General features: G+C 35.9%; 16 protein-coding genes. All 16 read left to right on the forward strand.

What is annotated here, in order from left to right:
* The first annotated feature begins 87 nt into the window (after positions 1-87).
* Positions 88-2,166 (forward strand): type I DNA topoisomerase, encoded by a 2,079-nt coding sequence (topA, locus tag GHD00_RS03865; RefSeq protein ID WP_163536785.1) that lies wholly within the window; start codon positions 88-90, stop codon positions 2,164-2,166.
* A gap of 217 nt (positions 2,167-2,383) precedes the next feature.
* Complete coding sequence (gene xerC, locus GHD00_RS03870) at positions 2,384-3,295, forward strand: tyrosine recombinase XerC (RefSeq protein ID WP_163536786.1); 912 nt, start codon at positions 2,384-2,386, stop codon at positions 3,293-3,295.
* 24 nt (positions 3,296-3,319) lie between these two features.
* The gene (gene hslV, locus GHD00_RS03875) at positions 3,320-3,862 is read left to right on the forward strand and encodes an ATP-dependent protease subunit HslV (RefSeq protein WP_163536787.1); all 543 of its coding nucleotides are present in this window, start codon (positions 3,320-3,322) and stop codon (positions 3,860-3,862) included.
* Between the two features lie 12 nt (positions 3,863-3,874).
* Positions 3,875-5,275, forward strand: coding sequence for an HslU--HslV peptidase ATPase subunit (gene hslU / locus GHD00_RS03880; RefSeq protein ID WP_163536788.1), 1,401 nt, complete (start codon positions 3,875-3,877; stop codon positions 5,273-5,275).
* Between the two features lie 16 nt (positions 5,276-5,291).
* Positions 5,292-6,068, forward strand: coding sequence for a GTP-sensing pleiotropic transcriptional regulator CodY (gene codY, locus GHD00_RS03885; protein WP_163536789.1), 777 nt, complete (start codon positions 5,292-5,294; stop codon positions 6,066-6,068).
* A 302-nt stretch (positions 6,069-6,370) separates the two neighbouring features.
* On the forward strand, positions 6,371-6,766 hold the full coding sequence (gene flgB, locus GHD00_RS03890; RefSeq protein WP_163536790.1) for a flagellar basal body rod protein FlgB: 396 nt from the start codon (positions 6,371-6,373) through the stop codon (positions 6,764-6,766).
* 2 nt (positions 6,767-6,768) lie between these two features.
* Positions 6,769-7,224 carry a flagellar basal body rod protein FlgC gene (gene flgC, locus GHD00_RS03895; RefSeq protein ID WP_163536791.1) on the forward strand — a complete coding sequence of 152 codons (456 nt, stop codon included), beginning with the start codon at positions 6,769-6,771 and terminating at the stop codon, positions 7,222-7,224.
* A 29-nt stretch (positions 7,225-7,253) separates the two neighbouring features.
* Positions 7,254-7,544, forward strand: coding sequence for a flagellar hook-basal body complex protein FliE (fliE, locus tag GHD00_RS03900; RefSeq protein WP_276208250.1), 291 nt, complete (start codon positions 7,254-7,256; stop codon positions 7,542-7,544).
* A gap of 41 nt (positions 7,545-7,585) precedes the next feature.
* Entirely contained in the window at positions 7,586-9,187 is a 1,602-nt protein-coding gene (gene fliF / locus GHD00_RS03905) for a flagellar basal-body MS-ring/collar protein FliF (RefSeq protein WP_163536792.1), read from the forward strand.
* Positions 9,188-9,201: 14 nt separating this feature from the next.
* Positions 9,202-10,215: a flagellar motor switch protein FliG gene (fliG, locus tag GHD00_RS03910; RefSeq protein WP_163536793.1), complete on the forward strand. Its 1,014-nt coding sequence runs from the start codon at positions 9,202-9,204 to the stop codon at positions 10,213-10,215.
* Positions 10,208-10,975 carry a flagellar assembly protein FliH gene (fliH, locus tag GHD00_RS03915; RefSeq protein ID WP_163536794.1) on the forward strand — a complete coding sequence of 256 codons (768 nt, stop codon included), beginning with the start codon at positions 10,208-10,210 and terminating at the stop codon, positions 10,973-10,975. The genes fliG and fliH overlap by 8 nt, the downstream gene beginning before the upstream one ends.
* Positions 10,953-12,272 carry a flagellar protein export ATPase FliI gene (gene fliI, locus GHD00_RS03920; RefSeq protein ID WP_163536795.1) on the forward strand — a complete coding sequence of 440 codons (1,320 nt, stop codon included), beginning with the start codon at positions 10,953-10,955 and terminating at the stop codon, positions 12,270-12,272. The genes fliH and fliI overlap by 23 nt, the downstream gene beginning before the upstream one ends.
* The gene (gene fliJ, locus GHD00_RS03925; RefSeq protein ID WP_163536796.1) at positions 12,269-12,718 is read left to right on the forward strand and encodes a flagellar export protein FliJ; all 450 of its coding nucleotides are present in this window, start codon (positions 12,269-12,271) and stop codon (positions 12,716-12,718) included. The genes fliI and fliJ overlap by 4 nt, the downstream gene beginning before the upstream one ends.
* Before the next feature lies 1 nt (position 12,719).
* Entirely contained in the window at positions 12,720-13,298 is a 579-nt protein-coding gene (locus GHD00_RS03930) for a MotE family protein (RefSeq protein ID WP_163536797.1), read from the forward strand.
* A 26-nt stretch (positions 13,299-13,324) separates the two neighbouring features.
* Positions 13,325-14,560 (forward strand): flagellar hook-length control protein FliK, encoded by a 1,236-nt coding sequence (locus GHD00_RS03935; protein WP_163536798.1) that lies wholly within the window; start codon positions 13,325-13,327, stop codon positions 14,558-14,560.
* The gene (gene flgD / locus GHD00_RS03940) at positions 14,547-14,984 is read left to right on the forward strand and encodes a flagellar hook assembly protein FlgD (protein ID WP_163536799.1); all 438 of its coding nucleotides are present in this window, start codon (positions 14,547-14,549) and stop codon (positions 14,982-14,984) included. Before GHD00_RS03935 ends, flgD begins: the two co-directional genes overlap by 14 nt.
* The last annotated feature ends 23 nt before the right edge of the window (positions 14,985-15,007 follow it).

A 15,007-nucleotide genomic window follows, 5' to 3' on the forward strand; every position in this document is an offset into this window, starting at 1 on the left:
GATTTATCATATGTATAATAATTGTTAATATACTATAAAAATATTAGATACAATATAGAAATTCGCCTCTTGGGAGGGTACATTTGCATGGCACAATATCTAGTTATTGTTGAATCACCAGCAAAAGCAAAAACAATTGAAAGATATTTAGGGAAAAAATATAAAGTAAAAGCATCAATGGGACATGTTCGCGATCTCCCCAAAAGTCAAATGGGTGTGGACGTAAGTAATGAATATCAACCAAAGTATATTACGATTCGAGGGAAAGGTCCGGTGTTAAAAGAATTAAAAACGGCGGCCAAAAAGGCAGATAAAATTTATTTAGCAGCTGACCCCGATCGTGAAGGGGAAGCCATAGCTTGGCATTTAGCACATAGTTTAAATATTGACCTTGATTCAGAATGCAGGGTGGTATTTAATGAAATTACGAAAGATGCAATAAAAGATTCATTTAAACATCCTAGAACCATTAATATGGATTTAGTAGATGCACAGCAAGCAAGGAGAATTTTAGATCGACTCGTAGGTTACAATATAAGTCCATTACTTTGGCAAAAAGTTAAGAAAGGGCTTAGTGCAGGACGTGTTCAATCTGTTGCTGTGAAAATGATCATTGATCGAGAGAATGAGATTAAAGAATTTAAACCAGAAGAATATTGGAGTATTCAATCATTGTTTACGAAAGATAAACATCAGTTCGAAGGTTCCTTTTATGGATACGATGGAAAGAAGCAAGGGCTTAAAAGTAAAGATGATGTAGATAAGGTTTTAGATCGGTTAAAAGGAAAAGATTTTTTGGTCGAAAAAGTAAATAAACGAGAAAGAAGGAGAAACCCTTCTCCTGCATTTACAACTTCTTCCTTACAACAAGAAGCAGCTCGAAAATTAAATTTTCGAGCACGTAAAACCATGATGGTTGCTCAACAGTTATATGAAGGTATTGATCTTGGTAAACGTGAAGGCGGTATAACTGGTCTTATCACCTATATGCGTACAGACTCTACTAGAATTTCAAATACAGCAAAAAATCAAGCGAAAGATTATATAGAAGAAAAATTCGGAAAAGAGTATCTAGGCGGAAATAAACGTGCGAAAAATAATGAAGGTGCTCAAGATGCACATGAAGCAATCCGACCAACTAATGCGTTACGTGATCCGCAATCATTAAAATCTGCTCTATCACGTGACCAGTATCGATTATATAAATTAATTTGGGAAAGGTTTATCGCCAGTCAAATGGCTCCTGCTGTGATGGATACCATGACAGTACATTTAACGAATCAAGGAATTGAATTTCGTGCGACTGGCTCCAAAGTAAAGTTCAAAGGTTTTATGAAAGTGTATATTGAAAGCAGTGATGATAAAAAGAAGCAACAAGATAAGTGGCTGCCAAACCTTGAGGAAGGAACAACTGTAACTGCTGAGAATATTGATCCAAATCAACATTTTACACAACCGCCTCCAAGATACACAGAAGCACGCCTTGTAAAAACAATGGAGGAAAAAGGGATAGGGCGGCCTTCTACATATGCGCCTACTTTAGATACCATTCAGCGTCGTGGTTATGTAGCGTTAGATAATAGAAGGTTTGTTCCAACTGAACTAGGCGAAATCGTGATGAAATTAATAGAAGAATTTTTTCCTGAAATCATTGATGTTGCATTTACAGTCAAAATGGAAGGTGATTTAGATTCCATTGAAGAAGGAAAGACAGAATGGGTAAATATTATTGATCAATTTTATTCAGGATTTGATAAACGACTAGAAAAAGCGGAAAAGGAAATGGAAAAAGTGGAAATCCGCGATGAACCTGCGGGGATCGATTGTGAGAAATGCGGACATGAAATGGTATACAAAATGGGGAGGTACGGAAAGTTTTTAGCTTGTTCTAACTTTCCAGATTGTCGAAATACGAAACCAATCTTAAAAAAGATTGGGGTTGATTGTCCTAATTGCAAAGACGGTAATATTGTGGAGAGAAAAACGAAAAAACGTCGTACATTTTATGGTTGTGATAATTATCCGAAATGTGAGTTTATTTCATGGGATAAACCAATAGCTCGTAACTGTCCGAAATGCCAATCTATGTTAGTGGAAAAAAAGACAAAGAAAACATCACAAGTCCAATGCTCTTCTTGTGATTATAAAGAAGAGGAACAAAAATAATTTGGTAAGGAAAAAGCTTGTTATCTATTAAAGGTAACAGGCTTTTTCTTCCGTTATTGACAATTAGTGTGTTAGTGAATAGCATGTTTAAAGTTTAAAGAAAAAGGGAAATAATTTCAGGTAAAGCAAACATGTCAGAAAGTTGTGACAATTTGGTTGTTTTCATTGCAGTCTAGTTAGAGTTATGTTAAAATTTTCACGCATTTAGGGGTGGAATATGATTAAATTTGAAAACGAATGGTTTATGTTTCAAGATTACTTGCAAATAGAAAAAAATGCTTCAACACGGACAATCGATGCTTATAAAAGAGACTTAACAGATTTTTTTAATTTTCTAAATAGTGAAGATGTACACCAGTTAAATCAAGTGGATTATATCATCATAAGAAATTATTTAAACCAATTATACGAAAGAGGATTGTCTAAAAGATCTGTTACACGACATATCTCCACGTTAAGAAGTTTTTACAGCTTTTTAGTAAGAGAGAAAATGGTAGCTTTAAATCCATTATCACAAATTGACTTACCGAAGGGTACAAAACCGATACCTGAGTTTTTTTATGAGGAAGAGGTCGTTTATTTATTCGAAGCAATTGATTGGGCAAAGCCGCTGGGTCAACGAAATGGTGCTCTTTTAGAGCTGCTGTATGCAACAGGAATTCGTGTGAGTGAATGTGTTTCATTAAAAATAGATGACATTGACTTTCAATTGCAAACAATACTTGTTCAAGGTAAAGGAGGAAAAGAACGTTATGTCCCGTTTGGTACCTATGCTGAAAACACATTGAAACGTTATCTTGAACAAGGTCGGCAACAATTAATTGGCGATCAGAGTCAGCCTGGTCATTATTTGTTTTTAAATGCAAGGGGAAACCCGCTTACAGATCGAGGAGTAAGGTTAATATTAAACAAAATGGTCGATGATGCAGCATTAACGCAGAATATTCACCCGCATAAACTGCGTCATACATTCGCAACACATTTATTAAATAACGGGGCGGATCTTCGTGCAGTTCAAGAACTTTTAGGGCATGCACATTTATCATCAACACAAATTTACACACATGTGTCAAAGGACCGACTGAAACAAATTTATCAATCAGCACATCCTCGTGCGCGTAAATCCTAAGACAAAGATGGAGGCTTTAATATAATGGATCAATTTCATGCAACAACCATATTTGCTATTCAACATAATGGCATGTCTGCAATGTGTGGAGACGGGCAAGTAACATTTGGTAATCAAGTGGTGATGAAGCATACTGCTAAAAAAGTCCGACGTTTGTACAATGGGAAAGTATTAGCAGGATTTGCTGGCTCTGTAGCAGATGCTTTTACATTATTTGAAAGCTTTGAAACAAAGTTAGAAACATATGATGGTAATTTATCTCGTGCAGCTGTAGAATTAGCAAAAGCTTGGAGAAATGACAAATATTTACGTAAGCTTGAGGCCATGTTAATTGTGATGGATAAAAACGAATTATTATTAGTTGCCGGAACTGGAGAAGTAATTGAACCTGACGATGGCATTTTAGCTATTGGTTCCGGTGGTCATTATGCTCTAAGTGCCGGAAGGGCTTTGAAGAAATATTCGGCAAATTTATCAGCAAAAGAAATTGCTAAGGCTTCATTAGAAATAGCTGGTGAAATCTGTGTGTTTACAAATAATCAGTTAATACTAGAAGTGATTGAATAAGGAGTGGAAAATATGTCTGTTCAATTAACGCCAAAGGAAATTGTAGCTAAATTAAATGAATACATAGTGGGACAAGTGGATGCTAAAAAGGCTGTAGCAGTTGCTTTAAGAAATAGATATAGAAGAATGCAATTATCTGATGAAATGCGTCATGAAATTGTACCAAAAAATATTTTAATGATTGGTCCAACAGGTGTTGGGAAAACAGAAGTCGCAAGAAGATTAGCCAAACTTGTGCAAGCGCCGTTTGTAAAAGTGGAGGCAACAAAATACACAGAAGTTGGTTATGTTGGCCGAGATGTAGAGTCCATGGTTCGAGATTTAGTAGAATCTAGTGTGCGTATGGTAAAAGAAAATGAAATGGATCAAGTAAAAGGAAAGGCGGAACAATTAGCTAACCAACGCATTATAGAAATTCTGGTACCATCTAAGAAGAAAACATCCAATGCTAAAAACCCATTTGAAATGTTTTTAAACCCTAATCAACAAGCTGCACAACAGGATGATTCCGAGAATCAAGAGAAATCAGAAGAATTAAAAAATAAAAGACAGCAAACCAAAAGATTGCTAGAGCTGGGAGAATTAGAGGATCGAACCATTACGATTGAAGTGGAAGAGCAAACACCTTCTATGTTTGATATGCTTCAGGGATCGGGTATGGAACAAATGGGGATGAATATGCAAGATGCATTAGGAAAATTAATGCCAAGCAAAACGAAAAAAAGAAAATTAAAAGTGAAAGATGCTAGAAAAGTGCTTACGCAACAAGAAGCACAGAAGTTAATAGACATGGACGATGTCACACAAAAAGCAATTGAAAAGGCGGAACAAACAGGGATTATTTTTATCGATGAAATGGATAAAATAGCGGTTAAGCAAGAACAGTCAGCAAATGTTTCCAGAGAAGGTGTACAAAGAGACATTTTGCCAATTGTAGAAGGTTCTACCATTAACACGAAATTCGGACCCGTGAAAACCGATCACATGCTTTTTATTTCTGCAGGAGCTTTCCATATGTCTAAGCCTTCTGACCTTATTCCGGAATTGCAAGGTCGTTTTCCAATTCGCGTTGAGTTTGAAAAGTTAGTAGTTGAAGATTTTGTCCGTATATTAAAAGAACCATCTAATGCGATTTTAAAGCAGTACAAGGCACTTTTAGAAACAGAAGGCATTACGATTAATTTTGACAATAAGGCTATTACAAGAATAGCTGAAATTGCTTTTGAAGTGAATCAGGAAACAGACAATATTGGTGCTAGAAGGTTGCATACCATATTAGAGAAGTTACTAGAGGAGCTTTCATATGAAGCATCAGATATTGGAATGGGGAACATTGAAATAACCGAAGGCTATGTCAATGAAAAACTAAAGTCAATTGCAACCAATAAAGACCTTAGCCAATTTATTTTATAAATGGACGGTGAATACGATGGGATTATTAGAAAAAACAAGAGAAATTAATGCAATGCTTCAGACGACAAAAGGAAAGTCAGTTGACTTTAAAGACATGTCTCAAACATTAAGAGATGTTATAGAGGCCAATATTTTTATTGTTAGCCGAAAAGGTAAATTATTAGGTTTTGCCATTAATCAACAAATTGAAAATGATCGAATGAAGCAAATGTTAGAGGAAAGGCGATTTCCTGAAACTTACACGCAAAACTTATTTAATATTACCAGTACAACCACAAACCTTGATATAAACAGTGAATATACGGCATTTCCTGTCGAAAATCAAGAACTGTTTGCAAATGGGCTCACCACTATTGTGCCGATAATTGGTGGAGGTCAACGGTTAGGTACATTGATTTTAAGTCGTTTGTCTGATCAATTCGAGCAAGATGATTTAGTATTAGCGGAGTACGGTGCAACAGTAGTGGGGATGGAAATATTACATGGAAAAACAGAAGAAATTGAAATAGAGGCACGTAGTAAGGCAGTAGTACAAATGGCCATTCGCTCCTTATCTTACAGTGAATTTGAAGCGATTGAACATATTTTTGAAGAATTAGATGGGAATGAAGGATTATTAGTAGCAAGTAAGATAGCAGATCGTGTTGGTATAACCCGCTCAGTTATCGTGAATGCGTTACGCAAGTTAGAAAGTGCTGGTGTCATTGAGTCGAGGTCCTTAGGGATGAAAGGAACTTATATCAAGGTGTTAAATGATAAATTTCTTCTCGAATTAAAAAATAACCAACATTAAAAATGTTAATAAAAAAAACAGTTAGTACCAAAAAATGGTTACTAACTGTTTTTTTTTATGTAAAATCTATATTCTGCTTATTTTTTACTGGGGATTTAATGGTAAATCGTAGGAACAATGTAATCATTGTTCAGTATTTCACATGTGGAAATATAAACTAAAGTCCTGCCTAAAATTAATTCATAACATACTTAAGGTAGAAATTTCTAACAAGTTATAGACACTAATATGCTATTAATCTACAATATTCGAAGGATAATTACTTTTTATGACGGTCTATTTTAAAAAACGGAGGAAAAATCATGACATTCTTCGGCAAAACCTTTCAAACATTAGATAAATCCTTAGATTATGCATCCATAAAAAATCAAACCATAGCAAATAATCTTGCCAATGTAGATACACCAAATTATAAATCAAAAAATGTCCAATTTAAGGATGTTTTCCATTCAACTTTGCAACAATCTTTTGAAGCAAAACGAACAAATTCCAGACATCTTACTTTTTCAGATCATTCTAATCCTGATTTTAAAATTACTACCCAATCTTCTACCAATTATCGACATGATGGGAACAATGTAGATGTTGATAAGGAAATGTCTGAGCTTGCCAAAAATCAAATTTATTATCAAGCATTAGTAGATCGAATGAATGGTAAGTTTAACAGCATGCAGAGTGTAATACGAGGAGGCAATTAATCATGTCAATCTTTCAATCAATGAATACTAGTGCAAGCGGCCTTACTGCTCAACGATTAAGAATGGATACCATATCTTCTAATATTGCAAATGCAGATACCACAAGGGCAACCGTTAATGAAAATGGTGAATACGAACCATATCGAAGAAAGATGACTGTTTTTCAACCTAAAGGCGAAAGTTTCTCATCAGTTTTGCAACGCTATTCCTATCGAGAAGAAAACAGCGGTGATGGTGTAAAAGTAACACAAATTACGGAGGATGAAGAACCTTTTAAAACGGTATATAACCCAAATCACCCTGATGCAAATGATGAAGGGTATGTAGAGATGCCGAATGTTGACCCGTTAAAGGAAATGGTGGATATGATGAGTGCCACTAGGTCTTATGAAGCGAATGTTACGTCAGTAAATGCTTCCAAAACTATGTTGATGAAAGCTCTGGAAATTGGAAAGTAATCAAAGAAGGGATGATTTAAGTGGTTAATATAGAACCGTTCACTTCCGTTTCGAATAAAGCGTTAGAAAATACTGATCGAATGAAAGTATCAGATGCTCAAAAAGCATTTACTCAAAACTTAAAGAATGCTATAGATCAAATGAATCAAGCTCAACATCAATCAAATCAAAAAACCGAAGCATTAGCAAAAGGGGAAATAGATGATTTGCATGATGTGATGATTACCGCACAAAAGGCAAGCATCACACTGCAAACAGGTGTGCAAGTACAGAAAAAAGCAGTAGATGCTTACAATGAAGTGATGAGAATGCAAGTATAACTTCTACGTAACAGATAGTAATTGGTTTTTGGGGGCAAAAAATGAAGCAAAAGTGGACACAATTAAAAGAGTTTATACAAGGGCATTATACATCGATGCCAAAATGGCAAAAAGGTTTGTTGTTCGGAGGAGCAGGAGCGGTAATTGTAGCTATTGTTATGACTGCTTTATTAGCCAACTCAAGCAATATGGTGCCATTATACAATGATCTGTCAGTACAAGAGATAGGACAAATTAAAGAAGAACTTGATGCAAGAGGCGTTCCTTATGAAATTGGGAATGCAGGAACTAGTGTGCAAGTATCAGAAGAGGCAGCTGATTCTTTGTTAGTGGATTTAGCTGCAAAGGGGATTCCTGACAGCGGCAATATCGATTATTCTTTCTTTGCTGCAAATAGCTCTTGGGGTATGACCGATAATGAATTTGATGTGATGAAATTAGACGCCATGCAAACAGAGTTATCCACGCTTATAAGCCAAATAAATGGGATTAGTGCTGCAGAAGTGATGATTAATAAACCAGAAGATCCAGTCTTTGTCAGTGATCAACAACAAGAAGGTTCTGCTTCGATTGTGATTGAAACAGATCCAGGCTATCAATTTGAACCGGGTCAAATTGAGTCCCTGTACCATCTTGTTGCAAAATCTGTTCCCAATCTCTCTACAGATAATATCGTCATCATGAATCAACATTTTGAGTATTTTGACCAAAAAAATGAAAATTCTTTAACAACCAATAATACTTATAGCACCCAACAGCAAATTAAAAAGGATATTGAACAAGATATTGAACGAAGAGTTCAAAAAATGTTAGGCATGATGGTTGGTATGGACAGAGTTGCGATTTCCGCAACTGCTGATGTAGATTTCACACAAGAACAACGCCGTGTAGAACAAGTGGAAACGGTAGATGATGAAAATGATACCTTGCCTGTAAGTGTCGAAACAATAACAGAATCTTACACAGGTACCCAGCCAGAAGATTTGGAAGTAGGAGTAGGGGAAGAGGAAATTGCCAACTATCCAGCTGGTGAAAATGGAGTTGGTGACTATGAGCTAGTAAAAGAATCTGTTAATCATGAATTCAATCGTATTCAGCGGGATATCGTGGAAAGTCCTTATAAAATTCGAGATCTTGGTATACAGGTAGCAATTGATAATACACGAACTTTAGAAAATGGAGAAATAGAACAATTATCAGCTCAAGAACAATTGGCAGTGGAAGAAAGTGTTACCTCCATACTTGATTCTATCGTCACAACATCTATTGATAAGTCGTATGGTGAAGTTGTAACACCTAATCAAAATGTTTCGATTGTGTTCCAGCCATTTAACGGCACCAATAATATGATGGGAATACAACAGACACCTGTCATCCCTACATGGGTTTATGTAACAGGAACACTTTTTTTACTTATTATCCTATCATTAATCTGGCTTTTAATCCGAAAGCGTAGACAGGTACAAGATAATGCGCTAGAGCGAGTAGAAGAGCAAACGATAAGTACAGAAGAAGAGGTACCACCAATTACGATGAATGAGGATTCAGATGCACATACTCGTAGAAAACAATTGGAACGATATGCACAAGATAAACCAGAAGATTTTGCTAAATTATTACGAAGCTGGATATCAGAAGACTAAGGGAGGTTATACAAATGCCAAGAAATAAAGGAGAACTTACAGGGAAACAAAAAGCAGCCATTCTATTAATCTCTCTAGGACCTGATGTGTCCGCACAAGTATATAAACATCTCACACCAGAAGAAATTGAAAAACTAACATTAGAAATATCTTCTGTAAAAAAAGTAGATAATGAACAAAAAGAGAAAGTGCTAGAACAATTTCATGAAATAGCAATGGCGCAAGACTATATTTCTCAGGGCGGCATTAGCTATGCTAAAACGGTGCTGGAAAAAGCGTTGGGAGATGATAAAGCAGGAGATATAATTCAAAGGCTGACGTCTTCCTTACAAGTGAAACCATTTGATTTTGCAAGAAAAGCGGACCCTTCTCAAATTATAAATTTCATTCAAAATGAACATCCGCAAACGATAGCGCTCGTTTTATCTTATTTAGATTCGGACCAGTCAGCCCAGATTTTATCTGAGCTTCCACAAGAGCAACAAGCGGATATTGCTAAAAGGATAGCAGTTATGGATTCTACTTCACCTGAAATTATTGCGGAAGTTGAACAAGTTTTAGAACGAAAGCTTTCTACAACGGTAACCCAAGATTATACACAAACTGGTGGAATCCAAGCCGTCGTTGAAGTATTAAATGGTGTTGATCGAAGCACGGAACGAACGATTTTGGATGATTTAGAAGTAGATGATCCAGAATTAGCAGAAGAAATTAAGAAGCGGATGTTTGTATTTGAAGATATTGTTACGTTAGATAACAGAGCTATTCAGCGTGTGATTAGAGAAGTAGATAACGATGACTTACGCCTAGCTTTAAAAGTTGGAAGTGATGAAGTAAAAGATATGGTCTTCAACAATATGTCTACTAGGATGGCAGATACATTTAAAGAAGAGATGGAATTCATGGGCCCTGTTCGCCTAAGAGATGTAGAAGAAGCGCAGTCAAGAATTGTATCGGTTATTCGAAAACTAGAAGAACTTGGCGAAATTGTCATTGCTAGGGGCGGAGGAGATGATATTATTGTCTAAATCTTTTCACAAGCCTCTTAAATCAAAAACCATTCAAATAAAACCGATTGGAGAGCCAGAAAGAGAGGACAACACATCTTTTGAGGAAACGAAACTAGAGAAACTAAAAGATCAAATAGAAGAAAGTGAAGAGAAGCTAAAAACCGTTCAAAAAGAAATTGATGATAAAAAAATAAAGGCAGAAAAAGAAATTCAGAAACTACGAGACAATTGGGAAAAAGAAAAAAAAGCCTACATAGAGGACGCACAATCACAAGGATATCAAGCTGGTTTTGAACAAGGGGAAAAAGATAGCTTAGAGCGCTACCAAACAATGATTCAAGAAGCTAATCAAAATATTGAATTAGCAAAGAAGGATTATGCAAACATTATATCTCAAAGTAATGAAAGCATTTTAAGAATTGCATTAACAGTTGCTGAAAAAATTATCAACCAAACGATAGAAGAAGATCAAGAAAAGTTTATACGCATTGTACAAGCCGCTATTGAACAAGTGAAAGAACACCCTGAAATCATATTATTTGTGCATAGTAATGATTATTCGCTTGTGTTAGAGCATAAAGAAGAGTTGCAATCAGTTATGTTAGATCAAACAGGATTATGGATTTATGTTGATTCCACTTTGGAAGCAGGGCAAGTGAAGGTGGAGACTTCATTTGGAACAATTGATGCTTCTATTGATAAACAATTGGAAGAATTAAAAAAGCACTTATTTCATATCGTGGAGGAGATTTCACGTGGAGACAGATCAGATCATTAAACAAATTAAACAAATCGATACGTATATACGATATGGTAAAGTGGATCGAGTGATTGGTTTATTGATTGAAGCAAAAGGTCCTGAAGCTAGAATTGGAGAGGTTTGTTATATCTATACGAAAACCACACATCAAAAAATTATGGCTGAAGTGATCGGTTTTGATAAGGAAAAAGTTTTACTAATGCCTTATTCATCTGTACACAACATTGCTTCTGGATGCTTGGTAGAGGCAACGAAAGAAGCGTTGCAAATTCGAGTAGGCCGCTCTTTAATAGGAAAAGTAGTAGATTCAACAGGTGAATTGTTAACAGGGGAAACATTACCAAAAGGATTAATTGAATACCCTACAGAACAATCTCCTCCTAATCCGTTAGAAAGACCGCGGATTACAGAACAAATCACTTCCGGTATTAAAGCAATAGACACGATGCTAACAATGGGAAAAGGACAAAGAGTAGGCATTTTTGCTGGTAGTGGTGTTGGAAAAAGTACATTAATGGGGATGATCGCTCGAAATAGCGAAGCAGATATAAATGTGATCGCTCTAATCGGAGAGCGTGGAAGAGAAGTGAAAGAATTTATAGAGAGAGATTTAGGGCCGGAGGGATTAGAACAATCGATTGTTGTTGTAGCAACATCTGATCAACCTGCTTTGATGAGAATAAAAGGAGCATATACGGCAACTGCCATCAGCGAGTATTTTAGAGATTTAGGATATCAAGTGAATTTGATGATGGATTCTGTAACTAGAGTAGCGATGGCTCAAAGAGAAATTGGTTTAGCTATCGGGGAACCTCCCACTACGAAAGGGTATACCCCGTCTGTGTTTGCGATGCTGCCAAGCTTATTAGAAAGAACCGGGACAAGTATAACAGGCTCTATAACAGCTTTTTATACAGTATTAGTAGACGGGGATGACTTTAATGAACCAATAGCTGATACAACAAGAGGTATACTAGATGGTCACTTTGTTTTAGATCGAAAGCTAGCGGAAAAAGGTCAGTTCCCAGCAATTAATGCGTTGCATTCTGTCAGCCGTGTTATGACAGATATCACCGAAACTAAATCTTTAGACATCACCAATAAGGCAAGAGAAATATTAGCACGATATGAAGAGAACGAAGAGCTTATACAAATTGGTGCATATAAAAAAGGTTCTAATCGAAAAATTGATGAAGCCATTAGGTTACAGCCTAAAATACTAGAATTTCTTAGACAAAGTAGAGATGAAAAGTTAGATAGAGATAAGGCGATGGGGACGTTAACTGAAATCATGAAAGGAAGTATGACTTCATGAATCCATCAATGAAACTCGATCGGATAAAGCTAGTAAAGGACAATGAGGCAGAAAAAATAAGAGGTGCTTATCAAGATTCGGAGCAGCAATTTGAACAAGAAGCTACTCATCTATATAAGTTATTAAAAAAGAAAGAAGAAGTAGAATCTCTTTATACAGAGTCACTATACCAAAAAACGCAGGTTCAACAATTACAAGCATACCAACAGTACTTAAATTATTTAACTCCAACTATTATGGAGAGACAAAAAAAAGTAAACCAAGCAAGACAGAATATGTATGAACTACAAGACCAGTTAACAGACCAATATATCGAAGTGAAAAAGATTGAAAAAATAATAGAAAAAAGAAAACAAAAACAGAGTGAGTTAGAAAAGGTGCAAGAACAGATGAGAATGGATGATATTTCAGTTAGAAGATATACAAATCAAAGAGGGAGGCAGTAATATGCCAAACCAATCCCTATATAAAGAAAAAAAGCCGGGCATTTGGCAATGGCTTGTCGTTATTATCGTTCCTTTTATTTTTGCTGTGATCGTTGCATTAGTTATTTTATACATCATGGGTGTTGATGTGTTAACGCAATCCAAGCAAGCACTAAATCAAGTCCCTTTTATACAGGAGAAAGTTTTAACAAGTGAAGAAGAGCGTTATGTCAATCAGTTAACAGAGCAAGAAGAAATGATAGAAGCAAAAGATAGTGAGATGGATTCCTTGCAAGCCGAAATAATTACGAAAGAAAAAACGATACAAGATCTTGAAAGTCAGGTGGAACAGCTGCAACAACAATTGATGGAGCAAGAGAATGTTGATGAAATAAATCCAGCTGATGAAACGACTCAGGAACTTGCAACTTCATTTGAGAACATGAAGCCAAGTGCCGCAGCGTCGATTATGGAAGAAATGGAAAATGGAGCAGCTATGCCGCTTTTAAGACAAATGGATGCAGAGGCACGGGGAGAAATATTAGCAGAAATGGCCCCAGATGCCGCCGCTGTCTATACCGACTTGTTTATGAATCCTTAGTCATTTCGTGAGGGGAGGTGATACTTATGATTGAATGGCCACAAATGAAAAATACAGATGCCCTCGCACAATCATTGGTTAATAAACAGGAAAATAAAGGTATTCCCATGCAATTTCTTCAAATGCTTTTGCAAACCAATCAGGAGTTAGATGATGATATTACGAAGCAAGAAGAAGTGAAAAATGATCAAAAAGATTCTGAGTTTCCATTGAAAATAACGGAGAAGGAGTTAATACTCTTACAATCACTCATTCGGGAAGGCATAAATGTGGAAGAGAAAGATCATGTTGATGAAAAATCTCTCCAATCTACCTCCACTTCTCAATCAATCGGTAAGGGAAAACTATTGGAAGATCCAAGACATGAGTTCACAGATCAAATGTTAATAGATATTTTTCAACATTTGCAAACAACAATTGAAAGAATACAACATCATACCATAAACAATAAAGATTATAAAACAATGTTGGATCTGTTGAATAATTGGTCGAGATCGAATTCTTCCAATCAGTCATCAACTAATCTCTTATCTAGATTACCAGATTCTATGCCAAAACAAGTTTTACAAAAAATGTTAGAGAATTATCACAATCGTTTGCAGATGGAAAAGCATTATCAGCATGCAGTCAAGGTAACATCGAAAGACATTGAAAAATGGATAACAACAGCATTAGAGAATTATTCAAGTTCTGAAAAAGCTAGTGCTATGTCTTTCAAGACGGAATACGCAAGCTCTCATCAGCCGAGTTTACTATCTAAAACAGAACAATTTGTGATTCATCTTCAACAGACAAATACAGAAAAAGAAGCAGTGCAGAAGCAATTAATAGATCAATTTCAAAAAATAATGCAAAAAAGTCATTTCATGAAAACAATGAATGGTTCGAACCAATTATCTGTTCGTTTACAACCTGATCATTTAGGGGAAATAATGCTAAAACTAACACAGGTAAATGGTGAAATGGTAGTGAAAATGATGGTGACATCACAGGCAGCGAAGGAAATGCTAGAAGGTAACCTTCAGCAGTTAAGGCATATGTTTTCTCCGCATCAAGTCCAAGTGGAAAAACAAGAGGTAAGTACAGCCATTTCACAAGAAGGTACGGACACTGAGGATCAACAGCAAGATTTTAATCAAAGTGATGATCAACAGCATGAACATAATCAAGATGAACAAAACTCAGCAAGCAATGAAGAAATGGATTTTATGGATATTTTAATGGAAACACAAGAAAAGGGGAGGAAATATGACATCGATTGACCCGTCTCTATATCTTACTCATCAAACAAGAACTGAGAAGTTTGATGATACCCTTGGGAAAGAGGACTTTTTAAAAATTTTAATGGCACAATTACAGAATCAAGACCCATTGAATCCTATGGAAGATAAGGAATTCATTTCACAAATGGCTACCTTTTCTTCGTTAGAGCAGATGACCAATATGTCTAGTGGCATAAATCAGTTAGTGCAACATCAATCGCTAGCTCCTGTTGTTCAATATAGTCATTTAATAGGAAAAGAAGTTTCCTATTATCAGTTAGATGAAGAAACAGGCGAAATAGTACAACCTAGAGAATTGGTTTCAAGCAAGGTGGAGGCAGTTTCACAAAACGATGGAGAAGCCATTATAGAATTAGCAAACAATCAAAGTGTTTCTTCTCAAGCTATTATAAAAGTCGAGTAGTTTAGAAAATCATACTAAAACGA

Source organism: Gracilibacillus sp. YIM 98692 (assembly GCF_010993965.1).
In the GTDB taxonomy this organism is placed as follows: Bacteria; Bacillota; Bacilli; order Bacillales; family Amphibacillaceae; genus Gracilibacillus.